The organism is Pedobacter xixiisoli, from assembly GCF_900215335.1.
In the GTDB taxonomy this organism is placed as follows: domain Bacteria; phylum Bacteroidota; class Bacteroidia; order Sphingobacteriales; family Sphingobacteriaceae; genus Pedobacter; species Pedobacter xixiisoli.
The window spans coordinates 1275321-1298828 of sequence record NZ_OCMT01000002.1; the positions used below are offsets into that span (position 1 = coordinate 1275321).

Here is a 23508-nt window from a genome sequence, read left to right on the forward strand (position 1 = left end):
CACCTCAAACACTTGCTATTTATTATTTTAACACAATGATTACTTTTGAAGCAATGGAGGTTGTTCAAATCAACTACTTCACACTCCGTCCTACCATTTGTACAAAACTGTGAAGATTAACTTTCTTTTGCCTATCTCCCAAACGCACAATAATCACTTTATTTTGTGGGTTTGCATAAACTGATTGTCCGAACATACCTTGCGCCTTGTAATCGTAAACCTTTTTTGCATAAAAGTACCTACCATCTGGATTTAGTTCAACTGGATAATCCAATTTATCTTTAAGCAAAGCGTTTATTGTACTAATTGAATCTTTAAAGAATTTAAAATCTCGGGTTGCCCAAAATTGGTTCTTATACCTTAACTTGGTTAAAGTATCTGGATTGGTGGTTATATCCACCCATTTTTTAGAAATCAATTGTTTGCCTTCCCAATTACCTCCATTTAAGTAAAGTCTTCCAATTTTAGCGAAATCTAAAGCTGTGGCGTTAATACAGCAAAAAGCTTTGATATTTTCATCGTTATCCAAACTCCAAAGCGCATCGCTCTCAGCACCCAGTGGTTTCCATAAACGTTCTTGCATCAATTCTTGCATGCCCTTTCCCGTTACTTTCTCCAAAATAAAAGCCAGCACTTGAGTATTGATACTTTGATATTCGAAAACCTTTCCAGGTTCGTTTTTCATCTTCAGTTTGCCCACTATCTTTTTCAAATTGGCACCATAGTAACTGCGGGTTATCTGCGAAAATGGACTAAAAGAGCGTTCCTTAAAGTCAAATCCACTGCGCATATCCAACACCTGTTGAATCGTTAATCTTTTGAAACGTTCATCATTTTTAGCTAGCTCGGGCAGGTACTTAATCACCAGATCATCCGTTGATTTGATTTCTCCTCTATCTACAGACATGCCAACCAAAGTACCAACGAAAGATTTCGCCATAGAGAAGCTAGGTTGCCTCACTGCTAAAGTATTTCCATCTGATAGGTATTGGTAAATGATGCTATCGTTTTTAATGACCAAAAAGACATTGGTTTTTGTACCAATCAGCGAAGTATCTAAACGTGTTTTTAATGAGTCGTAAACTTTATTCGCTAAGTTATTTTTAAAGTAAAAAGGTGTAGCAGATTTTTGGATAGTTACATTTTCGAACTTGGCACTATCGCCCAAATCGGGGATTAGATATTTCATAGACCGTAAGGGTACACATGCAGAAAGGAAAAGTAAAATCGCGGCTAAAGAAAAGGTAATTCTCATCAATGCTAAAATACATATCTAAAAATAAAACCATTAAGGAATGAAGAAAATTAAGATTGAGATGAGAAAAGCTTAAAGTTTTCGTCATTGCGAGGCACGAAGCAATACTAAAGCGATTTGTATTTTTGTCTAAGTTGTAAGATTGCTTCGTGCCTCGCAATGACGAGAGCAAAAAAAATCCCACGGTAACAACCGCAGGATTTGTATATAAAGTAGTAATCAACTGACCACTGTAAACTGATACCTGACCACTTAAATTAAATATGTATCGCTCTATTTTCAGTAGCAGCCATTGCCGCTTCTTTTAAAGCTTCAGTATAAGTTGGGTGTGCATGGCAAATTCTAGCAATATCCTCTGCCGAAGCACGGAATTCCATCGCTACCACCGCCTCTGCAATCATATCAGCAGCACGTGGACCAATCATGTGAACACCTAAAATTTCATCAGTTTTTTCATCAGCCAATACTTTCACGAAACCGTCAGTATCCATACTTGCTTTCGCACGTCCACTCGCTTTGAAAGGGAACGAACCAGCTTTATATTTCACACCAGCAGCTTTCAATTGCTCTTCGGTTTGACCCACAGAAGCCACCTCTGGCCAAGTGTAAACCACACCCGGAATTAAGTTATAGTTGATATGCGGTTTTTGTCCAGCAATGCGCTCAGCCACATAGATCCCTTCATCTTCTGCTTTGTGAGCCAACATGGCACCTTTAACTACATCGCCAATGGCATATACACCAGCAACCGAAGTTTCTAAGTGGTCGTTCACAGGAATTTTATTACCTCTTTCTTCTGTAGTAATTCCGATTTTATCTAAACCTAAACCAGCAGTGTAAGCCGTTCTGCCAACCGCAACGATACAGTAATCAGCTTCCACAGAAACTGCTTCGCCTTTAGCATTCTCAGCAGTTACCGTAACCACTTTACCTTTAGCCGATGCACCAGTTACTTTATGGCTAGTTAAGAATTCCATGCCTAAAGATTTCTTTAGCACACGTTGCAATTCTTTACCTAAACCAGCATCCATTGTACCGATAATAGCTGGAGCAAACTCAACCACAGTTACTTTAGTACCCAAACGAGCATAAACCGAACCTAGCTCTAAACCAATTACCCCACCACCAATTACGATCATAGTTTTAGGAACTTCTTTCAAAGTTAAAGCCTCGGTAGAAGTGATGATACGTTTTTTATCGATGGGCAAGAAAGGCAAAGCCGTAGGTTTAGAACCTGTAGCGATGATTACATTTTTAGCAGTTAATTTTTCTGTACTACCATCTGCTTTAGTTACCAAAATGGTGTTTTTATCTTCAAAAGAAGCCACACCTTCAAAAGCATCAATCTTGTTTTTCTTGAAAAGATAAGTGATACCAGCAGTGTTTTGCGCTACAACATCATCCTTACGAGCAATCATTTGCTTCATATCAACTTTCAAATCTTTGATGTTAATACCGTGAGTAGTGAAAGTATGAGCCGCGTTGTGGAAGTGCTCCGAAGAATCTAACAATGCCTTAGACGGAATACAGCCTACATTTAAGCAAGTACCGCCATAAGTTTTATATTTTTCTACTACCGCTGTTTTTAAACCTAATTGTGCACAACGGATGGCACCTACATAACCGCCCGGACCCGAGCCAATAACAACTACATCGTATTGCATGATCTTTTAAGAATTTTTGTTCTGGCAAATGTACGTTTTACCGCTTAAACACCAAAAGTTAAGTGTTTTAATGTTGTAAAAACTTGGTCACGGTTTTAAGGTGGTCATAAATTGAAGAGCAAAGAATATTTTTTGAAAAGCAATACCAGCATTCCATAGCACTCGAAAGTCGGGCTTTACGCTGCAATCTTTTTGTTTCTAGTTAACCTGTCATTCCGAGGAACGAGGAATCTACTTCTGGTCTGCATTAACTTACAGATCCTTCACTAGCGTTCAGGATGACAGGAATAATAACAAAAAGTTTTTCCGCTGCAATCCCGTTTAGAGAACCAAAGTATTTGCTACTACTAAACATAAAAAATCACTCTACTCCCTCAAACTGCGCAGTGTGAAAAATTGTCACATTTATGCGTTTTACAAATACTTTAAATATTTTTGTCGAAAATTTTTAATCCTATCATATGAAAAACAAAAACATCTTACAACTATCTTATTAAGCATTTTCATTTTTTCTTGCAGTAAGAATGAACTAGAACTTACTCAACAAAGCGAAAAGCTCAAAATTGAAAACAAGCACAGCTACGGTGGGTATGATGAAAACCAACCACCATCAATGTATACTGTTACCCAAAAAGTTAAAAAAATTATTGCGGAAAGCATTGGTATCGCAGATGACTACGTAACACTCGAATCAGATTTAGTAATGGATTTAGGAGCGGATGAATTAAATATCAGGGAAATTGTTATGGATATCGAAGAAGAGTTTGAAATAGATATTTATGATGATGAGGCAGAAAAACTATATACAGTTGGACAATATATTGACTTTACTTATTCCAGATTAGGCACAGTAACAATCATCGGTGGTGGTGGTGGCGGCATACCTTATATACCAACATACCCAAATCCTGGAGGAGGAGATATTCCTGTCGGCGGTGTATATACCGGAAACGGTATTATTTCAGTAACTATAGATGCCAATCACGCCAGATTATGTGGAGTACCTGCGGTGATTAAAGTTGGCAATTCGTATACTGGAGGCCTACAAAAACCTAGGTTTCACAATGCAGATAACGACATCGAGTGGAACTTCTTCAATTCCAGTAATTATAGGTGAAGCATGTTTTTCAACTAAAAATACTAATGGTGCACTTGCGTCTACAGCCTTTTTAACATCTTATAATCTTGCCGTTGAAGCAATAATGTATGAAGTAAAATGGAATATTATTCCTGTGGCTAACTCTGTTACACTTAGACAAGCCCTTATTACTCAAATAAACACTGTATTACAGATTTCTGGCGGTTACGGTTCATCTTTCTCTACAAGTGGATGTCTGGGAAATGTACCATCAACGGTAGCAACCTATTGCAATTAGGCTATTAAAACTATAACTCCTGCCATATGAACATTGACAATTTAATAAAAGAAATCGAAAGATATTATGATTTAGGGTTTCCGACCATGCCGAATGGCTCACCTTCTCAATTTGACGATATATTCAAAATAACAGAAGCAAAAATCAATCGATTACTCACTGATAATCTATCTTTTACCGAAAGAAAACTAATATCCGATATAGAAAAAGAATTCAAAGAGTTTAATGTTCTTTCAGAATTTGAAAAACAGTTCCCTAACTATTCTATTTCAATACAACTTCATGAAAAAGATATAGAAGAACTAACAATAATCTATAGCTTAGAATTGAGATTATCATTACTAACTCAATACTTTACAGCGTTCTATGAAGAAAGAATAATCCATAAAAATTCCTCTTTACATTTACATACATTTACACCTATAACAACAAGTATTCGTTCTTCAAAGACACGTGTTGCTAATTATCAGGAAAAATATATGGACACAATAAAACGAATTGTTACAGTTTTGTTCCCTAACTATTCTTTCTTATCTCATCATTTATTATGTAAAACTATTATAACTAATGGTGTGCCATTGGGGTTAGATCCCAGCTTAAGCAATAACGGATTTTCAGTATACAATTTTTTATTCGACAATGACTTTGATTATCTAGGCACAACTTATATCACAATGTAATTTACTATTTTGACCGTATCGCTTGCACTTTTTTCAATCCGAAACTATTTGTCTGTAAATTTGAGTATGATAGAACTGCTTTTTCAAACAGATATTATTGCTTATTTAAGCAATAATATCTAAGTTTGAATATGATAAGCTTAAGAAACATTCCATTTTTTGCAGTAGGCCTAGCTACATTTTTGTTAGGAGCATTGGCATTCAAAAATGACTGCCCTTATGTTTGGTATATCCTTGCATTAGTATATTTCGTATTAGGTTTCGCATTCCGCAAACCAATTGATACCTCAGACGGCGGTCACTAATTTTCTCTCGTCATTTCGACTGAAGCGTAGCGTAATGGAGAAATCTTTGAATTAGCTAAACACAATCTAAAGATTTCTCGACTTCGTTTTACTCCGCTCGAAATGACGATTTTATTTGCGTTTCTTTCCCACAAGGGCTTTCAGCCTTAAGTTTTCTGCTTAGAACTAACCCTAAATCCAATCAAACAATGAAACGAATACTCCTCGCCTTATTTTTAGTTTCTTGCTTTTTTGCAGAAATCACTTTTGCACAAGAAACAGATTCTGCTTACGTACGCAGTCACTACACCAAAATAGAACGCCTAATTCCAATGCGTGATGGAACGAAACTTTTCACTGCTATCTACATCCCAAAAGATATTTCCGCCAATAAGAAATATCCATTTTTAATTAATCGTACTCCTTACACGGTACGTCCTTACGGAGAAAACGAATATAAAACCAGCTTAGGTGGCTACCCTGCAGTAATGCGTGACGGCTTTATCTTCGTTTACCAAGATGTACGTGGCCGTTGGATGAGCGAGGGAAATTTTGAAGACATTAGACCTACCAATTTAGACAGAGGCAAAAAAGCTGTCGATGAAAGCACCGATACTTACGATACCATCGATTGGTTAGTAAAAAACATCAAAAACAATAACGGAAAAGCAGGCTTGTACGGCATTTCCTATCCTGGCTTCTACTCTACCGCTTCTTTGGTTAAATCTCACTCTGCATTAAAAGCGGTTTCGCCACAGGCACCCGTTACCGATTGGTTTATTGGCGATGATTTCCATCACGGTGGTGCGCTATTTTTAATGGATGCCTTTAAATTTATGACTTCTTTTGGTGTTCCTCGCCCGCAACCAATTACACCAGACAAAGGTCCGAAACCTTTCCAGTTTCCAATTAAAGACAACTATCGTTTCTATTTAGAAGCTGGCTCGGTAAAAAACTTGAAAGAAAAATACATGGGCGATAGCATCCAGTTTTGGAACAATTTGTTTAAACATCCAAACCTAGATACTTTTTGGCAAGCTCGCCAAATTGTGAAACACTTGAAAGATGTAAAACCTGCGGTAATGACCGTTGGTGGCTTCTTTGATGCCGAAGATGCATACGGAGCTTTCGCGACTTACAAAGCCATAGAAAAACAAAACCCAAAAGCAAACAACATTTTAGTAGCAGGACCTTGGTACCACGGTGGTTGGGTGCGTGGCAAAGGCGATAGTTTCGGAGATATCAACTTTGGTACGCCTACTAGCACTTACTATCAAGACAATTTAGAATTACCTTTCTTCAAATATTACCTCAAAGGCGAAGGAAATTTTGATGCTGCTGAAGCAAACATCTTCTTGACTGGAAGCAACCAATGGAAAAAGTTCAATACTTGGCCTCCACAAGACGTAGAGCTAAAATCTTTGTATTTCCATGCTAACGGGAAATTATCCTTCACAAAACCGACTACCAATAATAGTTTCGATGAATACGTAAGCGACCCTAACGCACCTGTTCCTTATCAAGATGGTGTACAGGCGAACCGTACCAGAGAATACATGGTAGACGACCAACGTTTTGCTTCCAGAAGACCAGATGTAAAAACTTATCAAACCGATATTTTAACAGAAGACCTTACCCTTACTGGACTTGTTTTAGCTAATTTAATGGTCAGCACTTCGGGTACTGATGCAGATTATGTAGTGAAGTTAATCGATGTTTATCCGGAAGATACTAAAGAAGTTTCTCCTGCTGATAAAGACAAAATGATGGCTGGCTATCAAATGTTGGTTCGTGGCGAAATTTTGAGAGGCAAGTATAGAAACAGCTTCGAAAAACCTGAAGCTTTTGTGCCAAACGAGGCAACCAAAGTGAAATATGCACTACCAGATGTTGGTCATACCTTCAAAAAAGGACATCGCATCATGGTGCAAGTACAACACTCATGGTTTCCCTTGGCTGATAGAAATCCGCAGCAATTCATGAATATTTATGAGGCAGAACCAAGCGATTTCCAAAAAGCAACGCACAGAATTTATCATGGCGAAGCCGACGGTTCTTTCTTATCTTTACCTGTATTAAAACCGTAAAACAAATCACATAGAAACATAGGCCTTATATAAATTTTCCTATGTTTCTATGTGGTTAAAATATAATCAAATGAAGAAAACATTCCTCGCTCTTGCGTTACTAGGCTCTTGCTTAACGGTAATTGCCCAAGATATGCTCGGCAGCAATGCAAAAAATGACAGAGCCAAATTTCTAAGAGGTGCTTTAACAGACTTGAGAACCTGCTACGATATCAATTACTATCACTTAGATGTGAAAATTGATATCGACAATAAATCTGTGAGCGGAAGTAATGAATTCGCTTTTACTGCAACCAAAGATTTCGAAAGTCTACAGTTCGATTTATTTGAAAACCTGAAAGTTGAAAAAGTGGTTTTTAAAGGTAAAGAGTTGCCGTTCATCAGAGAATTTGCAGCGGTTTTTGTGAAATTCCCAAAAATCAAAAAAGGCAGTAAAGAGCGTTTCACAGTTTTTTATAGTGGTAATCCTCAAATTGCTAAAATGCCACCTTGGGATGGGGGTTTTATTTTCAGAAAAGACAAATCTGGCAACCCCTTTGTATCTGTAGCCTGTCAAGGCTTGGGCGCTAGCGTTTGGTGGCCAAACAAAGATCATCAAAGTGATGAAGTGGATAGCATGTTGGTCAGCATTAGCGCACCTAAAGACTTAGATTGTATTGCCAACGGTCGCTATCGTGGTAAAACTGACGGCAAAGATGGCTACACCAAACACAACTGGTTTGTGGGCAATCCTATCAATAATTACAGCATCGCATTTTATATTGGCAAGTACGCCCATTGGACAGACACTTACAATGGCGAAGACGGCAAACTCAATTTGGATTTCTACGCTTTGAAAGAAGACAGCGCAAAAGCTCGTCCGCATTGGGATGCTGATGTAAAGCCAATGCTCAAATCCTTCGAATATTGGTTCGGCCCCTACCCTTGGTACAAAGACGGTTACAAATTAGTTCAGGCCCCACATTTGGGCATGGAACATCAAAGTGCCGTAGCTTATGGTAATCAGTTTATGAAAGGTTATTTAGGTCAGGATTTATCTGGTACCGGAAATGGATTAAAATGGGATTTCATTACCATCCATGAAACTGGGCACGAGTGGTTTGGCAACAACATTACCACTAAAGACATTGCAGATATGTGGGTTCACGAAGGTTTTACTACCTATTCTGAAGCGCTTTTTACCGAAAGTACACAGGGCAAAAAAGCTGGGGAAGATTACGTAATTGGTCAGCGAAAGGGGATTGGCAACAAAAAACCAGTTATTGGCATATACAACACGAACACAGAAGGCGATGGCGATATGTATTCGAAAGGAGCCAATATCATCCACACCATCCGCCAGTTAGTAAATAACGATGAAAAGTTTAGACAGATTTTAAGAGGTTTGAACAAGACTTTTTATCACTCAACGACTACTTCGGCGGCAGTAGAAGCTTTTATCGCCAAACAAAGTGGATTAAAGTTAGACAAGTTTTTCGACCAGTATTTGCGCCATGCTAAAATTCCTACGCTAGAATACAAAATTGAAAACGGTGAATTAAAATACCGCTGGCTAACAGATGTTGTAGGTTTTGATATGCCTGTAAAAGTATCTTTAAGAGCCAACGAATATACTTTAGTTAAGCCAAGTAATGAGTGGCAATCAATCAAGGTAGATGGCAGCATTAACTCCGATAATTTTTCAGTAGAAAGAAATTTTTATGTAAAAACCAAAAAAGCAGAATAATTGGTTTAACCATGCAACCTCTAGCTTAAAATTTCGTCTTCAAATTGGGCAGGTCAAACTCCTGCTCAATTAATTAACAACCAAAACATGAAGACTAAATTACTTTCCAGCTGCATTATTGCACTTTTAACCCAATTCGCATTTGCACAGAAAAAATTGCCTATCATCAAAGCTAATTCAATAGAAGTTGATATCAGGGATGATCAAAAATTAACTAAAAAAGCTTGGCGAATTGTTCCCGAAGAAAAACTAGATGTATATGTTACTTCGGGCAAAAGAGTTACTTTCTACACCGATGTAGATTCTATTTCGTTCAAAATTGATCCGAAAGTAGAAAAGTACGATTTCATTATTTTACTAAATGGTAAAGACACCGCCAAAACTCAAATTAAATATCAACCTTCAAGATTAGCACAACTAAAGAAAGCAGAGAAATACAACTATTCGGATAATCGTTTTATCCCAGCATTTACTTACCAATCAAAAGACCATCCTGATTTAGTAAAAGTAAGGAAAGAACTAAAATTAGATTCTATAGCTGGTAAAGGCACAGAACTTTCGCAAATATTCAATTTAATGCATTGGGTACATAATTTAATCAGACATGATGGAAGCAGCAATAATCCAACCTTACAAAATGCTATCGATTTGATTAAAGTTTGCAAAGCCGAAAACCGTGGAGTGAACTGCAGAATGCTGGCTACAATCTTGAATGAATGCTACTTGGCGATGGACATCAAATCTAGGCACATCACCTGTATGCCGAGAGAAAGTAAATTTGATGACTGCCATGTAATCAACATGGTTTATAGTAAAGATTTAAACAAATGGATTTGGATGGATCCAACATTCGATTCTTACGTAATGGATGAAAAAGGAAATCTTTTAGGCGTACAAGAAGTAAGGGAAAGGCTGATAAAAGGGCTTCCATTGGTATTAAACGCTGATGCCAATTGGAACAGGACAAATCTGCAAACCAAGGAAGAATACCTCGAAAAATATATGGCAAAAAATTTATACAGATTACAAACCCCATTAACAAGTGAATACAATACGGAAACTTCGGTAAGAGGCAAAAATATTACTTACGTAGAGCTGCTACCTTTAGATGGAATAGAACAAACTCCACAGCTGAAAGAGGTTAATTACGAAAAATCTGGAGTAAAATTCATTCAATACAAAACTAACAACCCTAATTTATTTTGGACAAAGCCAGAATAATTAAAAGAAACTGTATTAAATTTACGTTAACAACTTATTCCTTTAAATAAGTTTCTAAATGATGCAACGTTTTTAGAATAGACCACGTCTTTTAGACAGATAAATTACAAAAATGAATAAAAAATATATTTCCGTTGGTTTAATGTTAGCTGTAAGTGTAGCTATTGCAAAACCTGTACAGTCAGAACTACCTGTTAACATCAGTGTTTCCAAAGTAAAAACTAAGGCTAAAGAAACAGAGGTGAAAAACTTCAATGCTGTTGCTGCAGGCGGTCCATTACAAGTAATCATTACTTTAGGCAATACCGAAAGCATTAGATTTGAAGGTGATGAAGAGGCGATTGCTACGCTCGTTACAGAAGTAAAAGGGAATGCTTTAATCATCAGACCACAAATGAGCTGGACGAGTTGGTCGCATAAATACAAGGACAAGAAAATTATTGCTCATGTAAATGCTAAGACCATCAAAAGCTTAACCATGAGTGGCGATGGCTCCATCACAGTGAAAGGAACAATTAACAATAATTCCCTTACTACAACTTTAAGTGGTTCTGGTTCTATTTCTGCAAATGTAGACGTGCAAGAATACAGCGGTGTAGTTAGCGGATCTGGTAAATTGAATATTTCTGGCGAAACCGACGAAGCAAGCTTAACCATTAGTGGTTCTGGTGTACTTTCTAAAAAGGGAGCTTTAAAAGTAGGTTCACTATCGGCTACCATCAGTGGTTCGGGCAGCGCATACATACACACAAATGGCGAAATTAGTGCCTTAATTAGTGGCTCTGGAAAAGTTTATTATACCGGCAACGCAGATGTTAAAGAGAAGAAATTTTTAGGCTCTGGTGGAGTAAAAAAACTAGATTAATCCAATCAAGACACCAAACAAAAAGCCTAGTGGTTAAATTCACTAGGCTTTTTATTTATCAAATGCAGGTTTTAGAACTGGTAGCCAATAGCAGTATAGTTCTCTAAGAAACGGATAGTTTGCTTAGCTTTATCTATATCGTTTCTGCCGGTGGTACGAATTTTATCCATATCGATATAACCTGCCTTAGTCACATTTTGAAAATATAGCTTTCTTGTCACGTTAAATTTTAAACCTGCTTTTAACGAAACTCCATAACCTGCAAAATTCCAAAAGTTATTTTCACCTACTCCAAAGAATCTCACATCAGAACGTGGAATTACAAAGCCTGCTCCCACTCCCGTTTCCATCGTTAACATTTGTTTTTTATTCTTGGCTATCCAGATATCATCGTAGCGTTCTAATTCTGCACTTACATAATTCAGTCCGTCAGTATGTTCAAATGTCAGCATATCATCCTTAACATCTAGTTCCTGATCTTTGTAAACACCAGCATAACTTCCAGTCGCTATTGCCGGATTAGAAACTGTAGCGTTGATATATCCATCTATAGTTACTTTCTGTGGGATATCCATTACATATTTCATATGATCCCAACCGATGGAAATACTATAATTGTCTTTAAAAAAGTATCCAAATCTAAAATCAAATTGAGGTGTAGTTAACTCCATTGGGTTAACATAATCCAAACTTAATTTGGAAGGTCTGTCTTTTGCTTTTACATTTCTCAAAGTAAAATCATATCCTGGACCTTGAAATGTGATATCACTTTTATCGTACCAAGAAAAATTCCAACCCCAATGCACATAGAATTGACCTTTTCTAGAGAAATCTCTCTGAGTAGAATTGGAAAATAAACTTTTGCCAATCTTTGCTTCTGAAATGGGTTTTGAAATAATTTCTTGAGCATTTATTTTTCTGCCGAACAGCAAAGCTAGTACTAATATAGAAGCACGTTTCATTCGCCAAAATTGCGTAAAATACGTGATTATTTTAAGTATAAATACTTATTTAACCTATATATGACTTAACAGCATTAAAATGATATCTTCCCAAATCTAAGTTTCTATTGTGAAAACAATTAAGGTTTTTTAAAACCTAGTATACAAAGCTAACTGAGCCACATTATTTACAGTATTGGCATTAGCTCCATTTACTGTTTGATTCATATATCCAGCTTCGATATCAAAGCTTTTAGAAACTCGATAACCTACCGCTAAATAAGCTCTATTTTGATCGAACAAACTTCCGTTTAACTGCTCTTTATTCTGAATATTGAAGAAAAGCTCATTCTGCAAAGCGGCAAATATCCCTTTGGTAAATGCACCTTCTTGTTTTTGTAGCGGCTGAACCAGCCTAAAGAAATAACGAAAACGTTGCGAAAACAAATCATCAATTTGACGTTCTATAAAACGTTGTTCTAACCTAAACCTGTGACTTAATGCTGCCCCTTTCCAAGGTTGATGATTGTAGATGTACTGTTGCCAAATACGGTGTTCTGTTAAGGTATTTTTCATCGGTGCCGCACCAATTAAAATATCATTTGGCAAAAAAGTTGGCGTATATAAATAGCCCACAGTTGCATTTGAATTCTTATTGATATAGTAAGTTACTCCTGGCCTTACTAATAAGTTTCTAACACCATCCCAATTATTTTCAGAACGAACTTGCAAATCGAAATGCATTCCCCATTTATCATTAAATTTAGTGGTGTTCATCAAAAAAAGCCAGCCAGTATTTTGATTAATGGTTTGTGCATAACTCAAGGATGTGAAGACGCTTAAGAAAGCGACAAGTACAATTTTTCTCATTTGGTTTTAATTTGTGTGATAACGAAAATATTAAATTCTATTAAAAGCAACGAAAACGTAACAGAAACTAAACAAAGTGTTTTTTTCTTGCCGTCATCCTAAGTAGGGTCGTCATACCCAACTGCTTTTTGTGCATAAAACACTTTGTGGTCATTGCGAGCTTTGCGAAGCAATCTTACAACGATTAACATAATATGGCGCATTAAGATTGCTTCGTGCCTCGCAATGACGAATTAGATGAGTATAGCGCACAAAAAAAACCTTGCTCATTTTCATGAACAAGGCTTTGTATTTATTTCTACCAGATGCTGAAATAAATTCAGCATGACAGTTGGCGATTATACGCCCAACAATAATCTAGCTGGATCTTCCAATAATTGTTTAACTCTTACCAAGAAACCTACAGACTCACGTCCGTCGATAATTCTGTGATCGTAAGATAAAGCAATGTACATCATCGGGCGAATTACCACTTCTTTATTTTCAGCAATTGGGCGCTCAATAATGTTGTGCATACCTAAAATTGCTGATTGAGGCGCATTGATAATCGGTGTAGACATCATTGAACCAAATACACCACCATTAGTGATCGTGAAAGTTCCACCTGTCATTTCTTCAATTGTCAATTTGCTATCTCTAGCTTTAGTAGCTAACTCAATTACCGTTTTTTCGATTTGCGCTAAGCTCATGCTCTCTGCATTTCTAATGATTGGTACAACCAAACCTTTAGGCGCAGATACCGCGATAGAAACATCAACGAAATCGTTAAAAATAATTTGGTCGCCATCAATACGAGCATTTACCGCAGGAAAATCTTTCGCTGCTTCGCAAACTGCTTTAGTGAAGAAACTCATGAAGCCTAAGCCTACACCGTGTTTCTCTTTAAATTGGTCTTTATATTTTCCACGTAAATCCATGATTGGCTTCATGTTAACTTCATTAAAAGTAGTTAACATGGCCGTTTCGTTTTTAACGGCAACTAAACGCTTAGCAACCGTTTTACGCAATGGCGACATTTTTTCAGCACGCTCATTTCTTGAACCAGCAACCGCAGGAGCTGCAGCAGCTTTAGGCGATTCTGTCTTAGCAGCAGGTTTACCAGCTTGTGCGTTGTTTGCATCTTCTTTGGTAATTCTGCCATCAACGCCAGTACCTTTAACGCTAGCAGCGTCAACGCCTTTTTCTGCTAAAATTTTACCAGCAGCTGGAGATGGAGTTCCAGAAGCATAGCTATCTTTAGATTCTTTTTCAGCAACTGGCGCCGCAACTTTATCTGCCGCAGGAGCATCAGCTTTTGGAGCTTCTTCTTTCGCAGCAGCCGGAGCAGCACCACCTTCTTCAATGCTGCAAACTACAGCACCAATTTCTAGCGTATCACCTTCGCTAGCAACAATTTTTAAAGTTCCTGCTTTCTCTGCAGTAAGTTCGAAAGTTGCTTTGTCTGATTCTAACTCCGCAATAATTTCGTCCATCTCCACAAATTCGCCATCGTTTTTAACCCAACGAGATAATACTACCTCGGTAATCGACTCGCCTACTGGCGGAACTTTGATTTCTAAACTCATATTAAATTATATGTTTTGTTTGGCGTTTGGCGATTAGCAAAAAGCTTTTTTTTTCAAAGCCTATCATAATCGCTTAACGCTAGTCTTTATTTACTATTTCTTAAACTTTATCTTTCACTGCATTTTTAGCAGTTTCTTTAAGTGGTTTCTTCGCTACTTCTGCTACCGAAGTTTCGAAAGTTTTAGCTACAATATAAGCCTGTTGGTTAGTATGTTGCTTCATATAACCAGTGGCCGGACTACTGCTTTCTTTTCTCGAAATCACATCGATATTACTCAATGACGTTTTTCTCAATCTACGTAACAAATATGGCCAAGCACCTTGGTTTTCTGGTTCTTCTTGTACCCAAACCACATCCTCAACGTTTTTATATTTAGCTACAATAGCTTCCATTTGGTCTACAGGAGTTGGATATAATTGCTCTACACGTACAACAGCGACATCTTTGTTCTCATTCTTTTTCTGTGCTTCCAACAAATCGTAATAAATCTTACCAGAACAGAAAGCAACTCGCTTCACATCAGCCACTTTTACGTTAGCATCATCAATTACTTCTTTAAAACCTCCAGCAGTAAAATCTGCTAATGGGCTTACACAAAGTGGATGACGTAACAAACTCTTAGGACTAAAGTTCACCAAAGGTTTACGGAAATCGCGTTTAAACTGACGACGTAAAGCGTGGAAGAAGTTTGCAGGAGTAGTACAGTTAGTTACCTGCATGTTGTACTCTGCACAAAGTTCCATAAAACGCTCAATACGTGCTGACGAGTGCTCTGGACCCTGACCTTCGTAACCGTGAGGCAATAACATTACCAAACCGTTAGCTCTTTGCCATTTAGTTTCCGCACTTGCAATATATTGGTCGATTACAATTTGAGCTCCGTTAAAGAAGTCACCAAATTGTGCCTCCCAGATAGTTAATGCATTAGGGTTAGCCATTGCATAACCATATTCGAAACCTAAAACACCATACTCAGACAAGTGTGAGTTGTAGATATCAAATTGAGCTTGTTGCTCAGAAATATTCAATAATGGAGTATACTCTTCTTCCGAATCTTCTAGCGTCAATACCGCGTGACGGTGAGAGAAAGTACCACGTTTCACATCCTGACCACTTAAACGAACACGTTTCCCTTCAGCCAATAAAGTACCGTAAGCCAACTGCTCGCCCATCGCCCAGTCAAAAACGTTAGTTTCTGTCGCCATTTTCAAACGCTCTTCAAATAACTTTTCAATCTTCTTGAAGAACTTTTTATCTTTTGGTAAAGTGGTAATTCTTTTTGCAACTTCTAGCAGGGTTGTTTTTTTAACACCTGTTTCTGGAGAAGATTCGAAATCTTTTGCTGTAGCGATACGTAAATCAGCCCAAGCACCACCAAATTTAACATCTGATAATGCTGCATTGTGTTCTTTTGCCTCGTTTAATGATGTTTGTAATAGCGCTTTAAACTCTTTCTCCATGTTCTTTGCACAAGCATCATCAAGTTTGCCTTCTTTAATCAATTCAGCCACATAAATCTTTAATGGATTATCATGTTTCTCAATTGCTTTGTAAAGTAAAGGCTGAGTGAATTTAGGCTCATCAGATTCGTTGTGGCCAAATCTACGGTAGCAAAGGATGTCAATAAATACATCATTTCTGTATTTCTGACGATATTCCATTGCTAAATTAATTGCATAAACTAACGCTTCTGCATCATCACCATTTACGTGAAAAACTGGAGATAAAGTTACTTTAGCAATATCTGTACAGTAAGTACTAGAACGAGCATCTTTATAATTGGTGGTAAAACCGATTTGGTTGTTGATGACCAAGTGGATGGTACCTCCAGTCTTGTAACCATCTAAACCAGCCATCTGGATGACCTCGTAAACAATACCTTGACCCGCTACAGAAGCATCACCGTGAATCAAGATCGGAGCTAAACGACCATCATCGCCAGCATATTTGAAATCGATTTTAGAACGGCTCATCCCTTCCACAATACCATCAACAGTTTCTAAGTGCGATGGATTTGGACATAAGCTTAAGTGTACGTTTTTACCTTTATTAGTGGTTACATCGGTTGAGTAACCCAAGTGGTATTTCACGTCGCCACCAAAAGGAGTTTCCGGATTGTAACTTCTTCCTTCGAACTCAGTGAAAATATCTTTATAACTTTTTTGCATGATATTAGCCAACACGTTCAAACGACCGCGGTGTGCCATACCCAATACAAATTCTTCAATACCTAAATCAGCTCCTTTTTCAATTACAGCATCTAACGCTGGAATTAATGCCTCAGCGCCTTCTAAAGAGAAACGCTTTTGACCTAAGAATTTAGTACCTAAAAAGTTTTCGAAAACAACTGCTTCGTTCAACTTTTTAACTACTCTCATTTTCTCATCGTTAGATAAATTGGGTGTATTGCGGTTACCTTCCATTTTACCTTCTAACCAAGAAAGTACTTCTGGCGTACGTACATATTTGTACTCAACACCTATAGAACCACAATAAGTTTGCTCTAAGAAAGCAACAATATCTTTCAGCTTTGCTGGGCCAATGCCAAGCTCAACGCTTGAATTAAAAACAGTTTCTAAATCTGCCGCAGCTAAACCAAAATTCTCGATATTTAAAGTTGGCAAGTGCTTACGTCTTTCTCTAACCGGATTTGTTTTGGTAAACAAGTGACCACGTTGACGGTAGCCATTAATCAAGTTTAAAACACTAATTTCTTTCAAAAAGTGCTCTGGAGCATCGCCACCACTAACAGCAGGTGCATCTGCTCCTCTTCCGAAATCAAAACCTTCAAAAAACTTCTGCCATCCAAACTCTACAGAACTAGGGTCTTCTTTATAACTCTGGTATAGGGATTCAACGTATTCGGCGTTGGGGCCGTTAAGATAAGTTAGGTTATCCATTTGTATATATAACTATTACGATAAGTATTGCAAAATTAGGATTTTACCTTTAGAAAAGGCAATAAAATCACATTTAAATAAATTAAAAAACTGTAACTAAAATATAGACGCTTTTCTAAGCTCGAACGACCTGTGCGAACGCACCTTTTGGGTCTAAAATTTTCATTAGCTTCTCAAAATCAAAACTATTTGACAATTTTTGGTCGTTACCCACACCTGCAACGGCAGCCCAATTACCCCAGTTACTTGCCGGAGCATAATCTAACAGTTGCTCTTCGAAATAAGCAGCACCAAGTACCCAGTTTATTTCCAATTCTTTAACCAAATAAGTAGCTACCAGTTGTCTGGCCAGCTGGTTAATATAGCCAGTAGTATTTAACTCTTGCATGCAGGCATCAACTAATGGTTGTCCAGTATTGCCATCTTTCCAATTTTGCAAGGCTGATGTATTTTCTAACTGTAACGAAACGCCATCTTTCTTAAAGCCTAGAGGTTTAAAGAAGGTATTGCCATATTTCTTGAACATGAAACGATAATAATCTCTCCACAACAAGCCCAAAACAATTTGATGAAAATAAGGCCTTACACCGTGTGTCGCTTCGGCATCTTTCATTTTCCAATACACCTCTCTTGGCGATAGGCAACCTAATGCTAACCAAGCAGAAAGTTTGGATACAATCTCATGCTTTTTCAACGTAGCGTTGGCTAAAACCATTCCTTCGCCTGCGTGCAAATATTCATGCAAATGTGCTAATGCTTCCTTTTCGCCTCCTATAAACTCAGATTGGATTTTTAGGATTACCGCAGCTTCATCTTGCAACAATTCGTTGATTGAAGGAATTGCACCCCAATCTTCAAGGCTGATAAAACTGATTGCGCTTGGCGTGGGGAAACAAGGTTTTACCACAGCATCACGCTCTGTCTTCTTTTTAAACTGCGTAAACACATCAGGAATATCCTTAATTGGAAAAGGTAAATCTTCCTTATTGTAAAGTGTATGCCCAATGAAATGTTTCAGATTCACTTTTTGCTTCCAAAGCGCATCTTCCAACTTTAAACTCACGGCAGTTTCTTCACTTGCCACCTCTCTGTGATGGTAAACTTCCGTGATATCATGCTTCACCACTAATGCAGGCAACACCTCTTCTGGATGACCTTGCAGCACTAACAAATTACCGCCTATTGCTTGTAAAGACTGTTGCAGTGAAGCAACACTTTCTATAAAGAATTTAGTTCTTATAGCACCGGTTTTATAAGTATGATATTGGGTTTTCTCGAAATGACGAGGATCGAATACATAAACTGGCAAAATTTCATCAGCCTTAGCAATAGCCTCAACAAGCATTTCATTGTCATGCAAGCGAAGGTCATTTCTAAACCATACCAAAATCTTTTTGCCCATATCCGAAGCCATTCTATTTAGTGACTGCTAATTTGCAAAAAAATAAGCCAAAAGCTTAAAACGCTACTTCATTTTTACATATCTATAACACTACGAAACGTTGTTGAAACCTAAAAAAAGGTAGAAAAAACTATCTTTAGCCAACCATGGCTCATTCATTACATCAACATATTAAAAAGTTTGTTAACGTTAGCGAAGCTGATTTTGCAGAAATATTATTGTTTTTCGAAGTGCTTTCTGTGAAGAAAAAAGAGATGTTGATGAACGAAGGTCAACATTGTAAAAGACATTTCTTTGTGCTAAAAGGGTGTTTACGCTTGTTTTTCATGAAAGAAACGGGCATTGAGCAAACCACTCAATTTGCGATAGAAAACTGGTGGATGACAGACAACCTCGCATTTTTGGAACAAAGACCAAGTTCGTTCGCCATACAAGCAATTGAGCAATCTGAAGTTTTAGCCATCAGCTACGAAGCACAGGAAAAAATGTTAAGCCAATTCCCTCAAATGGAACGTTATTTTAGGAAAGTGTACGAAAAGGCTTTCGCTGCTTCTCAACTCAGAATCAAGTATATTAACGATTATTCGAGGGAAGAAATGTATATCTATTTTGCAAAAGTTCAACCTACATTTTTACAGCGTGTGCCACAATATATGCTGGCTTCTTATTTAGGTTTTACAACAGAATATTTGAGCGAGATTAAGAAAAAACATCTTGGAAAATAGATAAAACCACATAGACACATAGTTTTTAATTTGTTATTCTATGTGTCTATGTGGATAATTTATTAAACTATCTTTTCTTAAACCAGTTTAAGTTTTTTGAGCTATAGGCACAATAACTTTGCTTTATCAAATCACATAAAAAACAACAAAAATGAAAAGACTGGATATATCGAAACTGGAGCCTAATGCTTACAAAGCCATGTATGGATTAGAAAATTATTTATTAACAACGTCATTAGAAAAATCTCACAAAGAGTTAATTAAAATTAGAGCTTCGCAAATTAATGGTTGTGCTTTTTGTTTAGATATGCATACTAAAGACGCCATTAAACTAGGCGAAACTCCACAGCGTATATTTTTATTAAACGCTTGGCGTGAAACGGATTTATTCTCGGCAGAAGAAAAAATAATTTTAGGCTTAACAGAAAAAATTACGCTAATTAGTCAGTGCGGTGTTGATGATGACTTGTACAAAAAAGCAGTTGATACATTTGGCGAAAGTTATGTGGCACAAATTATCATGGCTTGTGTGGCCATTAACGCTTGGAACAGAATTGCGATTAGCACAAACTTGGAAGTTCCAAAATCATAATACTGCATTTGTCACATTGAGCTTGTCGAAATGTTCATCAAAAGCTTCGACAAGCTCAGCTTGACAATGGTTCTTCTTGAATACCAACCAACTCTCCATAAATATCAAACATCCGCTTTGCGTTGGCATTAACTTCATGATGCTTTTCTGCAGTTTTACGTGCATTCTTACCTATTTCCTGCCATTTATTGGGCTGTGTAATACATTTTAAGATAGAGCGATAAAACTCATCTGCGGTATCTGCAATTAAAATATCCCTACCATGTTTACAATCAATCCCTTCTGCAGCCATAGTGGTAGCAATGATACATTTTTGCATGGCCATACCTTCGATAATCTTTACCCGCATTCCACTACCCGAAAGCAAAGGCACAATCATAATAGCCTTACTATTAATAAAATCCACCGCATCAAACACCTCTCCTTCTACAATGAGGTTATCAGAATCGTATTCAAAGAAATGCTTCTGCATGTTTTTACCAGCAATATAGAAACGCAACTCTCCGCTTAGTTCTTCAATATCAGGCCAAATTTCATCCAAAAACCATTCTAAGCCCTCCTTGTTTGGGCGCCAATCCATAGCCCCCAAGTGAAACAAAGTTGGGAAACTCGTTTTACTCGTATCTATTTTATACTTCTCAAAATCTAAGGCTACTGGAAAAACATCCAACCTCGTTTCGCATCCCATTAGCAACAATTTCTGCCTATCGGGATTACTAATGGCAAAAACCTGATGAAAGCGATTGATTTGTTCCATTTCATAAGCCTTCAACCTTCGCGACAAAAATTCTAAGTAAGTTCTTCGAGGGGTAAAACGCTCCCGAAGCGCTAGTCGCTCCCAAACATCGTGTTCTATATGGTGCGCCCTGTAAACTAATTTGGCTTTGCTATATGCTTTAACCACGTCCAAGTAAGGTACTACAAAAAGACCTTCAAATTGAACTACTTCAAACTCTTGTTCTCTCAAAACATTTTCTAGCACTTTCTCAGCATCGCTATCAAAATACCTAGAAACGTTGTAAGATTGATTGGAAAATATGTTCGCAAAAGCATCCCAAGCATTTACTTCAATATCTACCGTAAAAGAATGGAAACTGATTTTTTCGAAAACAGGATCGTAAATATCATCTACATCTATGTACTGTTTTGAATTATTGAGGCTGAACAATGTAACCTCTACCCCAAGACTAAGCAAGCCCTTGATAGTGTTATAAACCACTATCGGATAACCGCTATTTGGCGGAAAAGGGACCCTATGGCTTAACAGAAGTACTTTCAAGTTCGAATTCTATAGCTAATTGTGGACTACTTACGTTAAATGTTTTTCGGTGGAACGGAGACGGGCCTATATTGATAACGGCGTTTCGGTGTGCAATAGTTGGGTAACCTTTATTTTTTTTCCATTGGTAGTCAGGAAAATCCAAATCTAAAGCTGCCATGTACTCGTCTCGATGGGTTTTGGCTAAAATAGAAGCAGCGGCAATATTGAGGTATTTTCCGTCGCCTTTTACAATACAAGAATGTTTTACGTCTTGGTAGGTTTTAAACCTGTTCCCATCTATCACTAAATATTCTGGTCGTAAAGTGAGTTGGTCTAAAGCTCGGTGCATAGCCAAAAAAGAGGCATTGAGAATATTGATTTGGTCAATTTCTTCGTGGTCTACCATAGCAACTGCCCAAGCCAACGCTTCCTTTTCGATAATTGGACGCAACAAATCTCGTTGTTTGTGAGATAATTGCTTCGAATCGTTCAAACCTTCCAAATAGAAATCTTTAGGCAAAATTACAGCCGCAGCAACTACAGGACCAGCCAAACAGCCACGTCCAGCTTCATCGCAGCCAGCTTCAATAAGTTCTATTTGATAACAGTTTAACAGCATATTACAAAAATAACACTTCTAAACCCTTACACGCAATAGTGATGAAAATTATAATTGTTTTTTAATGAGTTTTGAAAAGCTTTAGCATGCTACTCACAAGTGTAAGTCCCGCTTTCCATTTTAAGTCCGCACTCGTTGCACTCGCTTTCGGGCTTTCATTTCAATCGGGTTTATTGTACTTAAAGTTGTGCTTCTAAAACCAAGCTAATTGCAAAGTCCTTGCAAATCAAACCCGATTGGAGCGAACATGAGCGCAGCGAATAAAGCAAAAAGCGGGACTTTCGGCGCCGATTAGCAATGCTACTGCTTTTCAAGAAAGAAAAATTTTAAACGCTTACATTTTGCCCTTTTACATCAAAAGCATCACGTAAACCAATGGCGATAAGGTTAAATGCGTAAACCGTAAGCATAATGGCCAAACCTGGCAACATGGCCAAATAAGCGGCATCCATAATGATATAACCGTAATGCTCTTTAATCATGGTTCCCCAGCTTGGCATTGGCGGTTGCGCACCAAATCCTAAGAAACTCAACCCTGTTTCCAACAAAATAGCCGAAGCAAAATTGGCCGAGCCTACTACCAAAATTGGTCCAGCGATGTTAGGTAAAATATGCTTAATGATGGTTCTGCTATTAGAAAAACCAAGCGCTTTTGCAGCCTCCACAAACTCTACCTGTTTGAGAGCCATCACCTGTCCACGCACTAAACGGGCTACATCTACCCAAGTAGATAAACCAACGGCGATGAAAATTTGCCAAAATCCCTTGCCCAAAGCAAATGAAATAGCAATAACCAAAAGTAACGACGGCAAGGACCAAATTACGTTCATGAACCAACTGATTCCTGCATCTATCTTTCCTCCAAAATAACCGGCAATAGCACCCAAGCCAACGCCAATAAACATAGAAATGAGTACTGCCATTAAGCCTACAGAAAGCGAAACCCGTATCCCAAGAATTAGACGACTTAACAAATCCCTCCCATAAATATCTGTACCTAAGTAAAAAGTTTGCTCGTAAACATTATTGCGTTCAAAAAGCATTGCTGTGCTACCAAGTTTACTAGGCAAAGTGCAATTTCTGCAAAGATCTCTAAGCTTGTAAACCGTTGGCGTTAGATTTTTTTCCTCGCCTATATATTCGTAGGCAATCACTTCGTCGTTAACAATTTTGTACGAAGTAATAGGCACACTTTTAAATTTAGCTGGCTGTCCGTAGAGCATTTTTTCGAAAAACCCTACGTCTTCTACGTTTGAGTACCATTGCACGATGAGGAACTTAAATTTACTCCCAGGTTTTTCTTTGCTGATTTGCAACTGCTGTGTATTGGCGTAAGGCGTTTGGTCGGGTGTGATTAAATAGCCCAAAACACCAACCAATACCATTAAAATGATAAAGATAAGGCCAACTAATGCGAACGTATTACGCTTAAACTTCTTCCAAATTTTAGCAGACTGTGTATTATTTGCCATG

The 23508-nt window shown here is 37.7% G+C and carries 19 protein-coding genes; 9 read left to right on the forward strand and 10 right to left on the reverse strand.

The window, feature by feature from the left end; genetic code table 11:
• Window positions 1-73: 73 nt before the first annotated feature.
• Together CRO54_RS11700 and lpdA are read right to left on the reverse strand one after the other, a co-directional pair.
• Window positions 74-1189, reverse strand: coding sequence for a serine hydrolase domain-containing protein (locus CRO54_RS11700; RefSeq protein WP_171047884.1), 1116 nt, complete (start codon window positions 1187-1189; stop codon window positions 74-76).
• Window positions 1190-1512: 323 nt separating this feature from the next.
• The gene (lpdA, locus tag CRO54_RS11705; RefSeq protein ID WP_097132137.1) at window positions 1513-2919 is read right to left on the reverse strand and encodes a dihydrolipoyl dehydrogenase; all 1407 of its coding nucleotides are present in this window, start codon (window positions 2917-2919) and stop codon (window positions 1513-1515) included.
• 613 nt (window positions 2920-3532) lie between these two features.
• Between lpdA and acpP the strand changes: the two genes are divergently transcribed.
• From acpP to CRO54_RS11735, 7 genes are all read left to right on the forward strand, one after another.
• On the forward strand, window positions 3533-4036 hold the full coding sequence (acpP, locus tag CRO54_RS21660) for an acyl carrier protein (RefSeq protein WP_097132353.1): 504 nt from the start codon (window positions 3533-3535) through the stop codon (window positions 4034-4036).
• A 285-nt stretch (window positions 4037-4321) separates the two neighbouring features.
• A complete protein-coding gene (locus CRO54_RS11715) occupies window positions 4322-4975 on the forward strand; it encodes a hypothetical protein (RefSeq protein WP_097132138.1) in 654 nt (217 codons plus the stop codon).
• A gap of 131 nt (window positions 4976-5106) precedes the next feature.
• A complete protein-coding gene (locus CRO54_RS21200; protein ID WP_171046944.1) occupies window positions 5107-5280 on the forward strand; it encodes a hypothetical protein in 174 nt (57 codons plus the stop codon).
• Between the two features lie 188 nt (window positions 5281-5468).
• Window positions 5469-7346 (forward strand): CocE/NonD family hydrolase, encoded by a 1878-nt coding sequence (locus tag CRO54_RS11720; protein ID WP_097132140.1) that lies wholly within the window; start codon window positions 5469-5471, stop codon window positions 7344-7346.
• A 70-nt stretch (window positions 7347-7416) separates the two neighbouring features.
• Complete coding sequence (locus CRO54_RS11725; protein WP_097132354.1) at window positions 7417-9072, forward strand: M1 family metallopeptidase; 1656 nt, start codon at window positions 7417-7419, stop codon at window positions 9070-9072.
• Between the two features lie 87 nt (window positions 9073-9159).
• The gene (locus CRO54_RS11730) at window positions 9160-10293 is read left to right on the forward strand and encodes a transglutaminase domain-containing protein (protein WP_097132142.1); all 1134 of its coding nucleotides are present in this window, start codon (window positions 9160-9162) and stop codon (window positions 10291-10293) included.
• 112 nt (window positions 10294-10405) lie between these two features.
• A complete protein-coding gene (locus CRO54_RS11735) occupies window positions 10406-11158 on the forward strand; it encodes a head GIN domain-containing protein (RefSeq protein WP_240775089.1) in 753 nt (250 codons plus the stop codon).
• Between the two features lie 71 nt (window positions 11159-11229).
• Here CRO54_RS11735 and CRO54_RS11740 read toward each other — a convergent pair whose 3' ends face one another.
• The 5 genes from CRO54_RS11740 to CRO54_RS11760 all read right to left on the reverse strand — a co-directional run bounded on the left by CRO54_RS11740 (window position 11230) and on the right by CRO54_RS11760 (window position 18850).
• Window positions 11230-12120 carry a hypothetical protein gene (locus CRO54_RS11740; RefSeq protein WP_097132144.1) on the reverse strand — a complete coding sequence of 297 codons (891 nt, stop codon included), beginning with the start codon at window positions 12118-12120 and terminating at the stop codon, window positions 11230-11232.
• A 129-nt stretch (window positions 12121-12249) separates the two neighbouring features.
• Entirely contained in the window at window positions 12250-12969 is a 720-nt protein-coding gene (locus tag CRO54_RS11745) for a DUF2490 domain-containing protein (protein WP_097132146.1), read from the reverse strand.
• A 338-nt stretch (window positions 12970-13307) separates the two neighbouring features.
• Window positions 13308-14534: a 2-oxoglutarate dehydrogenase complex dihydrolipoyllysine-residue succinyltransferase gene (gene odhB, locus CRO54_RS11750; protein WP_097132148.1), complete on the reverse strand. Its 1227-nt coding sequence runs from the start codon at window positions 14532-14534 to the stop codon at window positions 13308-13310.
• A gap of 100 nt (window positions 14535-14634) precedes the next feature.
• Window positions 14635-17436, reverse strand: coding sequence for a 2-oxoglutarate dehydrogenase E1 component (locus CRO54_RS11755; RefSeq protein WP_097132150.1), 2802 nt, complete (start codon window positions 17434-17436; stop codon window positions 14635-14637).
• Between the two features lie 115 nt (window positions 17437-17551).
• Complete coding sequence (locus CRO54_RS11760; protein ID WP_240775090.1) at window positions 17552-18850, reverse strand: DASH family cryptochrome; 1299 nt, start codon at window positions 18848-18850, stop codon at window positions 17552-17554.
• A gap of 134 nt (window positions 18851-18984) precedes the next feature.
• Here CRO54_RS11760 and CRO54_RS11765 point away from each other — a divergent pair, with 134 nt between their 5' ends.
• Together CRO54_RS11765 and CRO54_RS11770 are read left to right on the forward strand one after the other, a co-directional pair.
• Window positions 18985-19563: a Crp/Fnr family transcriptional regulator gene (locus CRO54_RS11765; protein ID WP_097132152.1), complete on the forward strand. Its 579-nt coding sequence runs from the start codon at window positions 18985-18987 to the stop codon at window positions 19561-19563.
• 151 nt (window positions 19564-19714) lie between these two features.
• On the forward strand, window positions 19715-20155 hold the full coding sequence (locus CRO54_RS11770; RefSeq protein ID WP_097132155.1) for a carboxymuconolactone decarboxylase family protein: 441 nt from the start codon (window positions 19715-19717) through the stop codon (window positions 20153-20155).
• Window positions 20156-20210: 55 nt separating this feature from the next.
• On the opposite strand, the gene CRO54_RS11775 is transcribed toward CRO54_RS11770, so the two are convergent.
• The 3 genes from CRO54_RS11775 to CRO54_RS11785 form a co-directional block, all read right to left on the reverse strand.
• A complete protein-coding gene (locus tag CRO54_RS11775; protein ID WP_097132158.1) occupies window positions 20211-21434 on the reverse strand; it encodes a glycosyltransferase family 4 protein in 1224 nt (407 codons plus the stop codon).
• Entirely contained in the window at window positions 21409-22035 is a 627-nt protein-coding gene (locus CRO54_RS11780) for a ribonuclease HII (protein ID WP_097132160.1), read from the reverse strand. Before CRO54_RS11780 ends, CRO54_RS11775 begins: the two co-directional genes overlap by 26 nt.
• Window positions 22036-22361: 326 nt before the next feature.
• A complete protein-coding gene (locus CRO54_RS11785; RefSeq protein WP_097132162.1) occupies window positions 22362-23507 on the reverse strand; it encodes an ABC transporter permease in 1146 nt (381 codons plus the stop codon).
• Window position 23508: the final 1 nt, after the last annotated feature.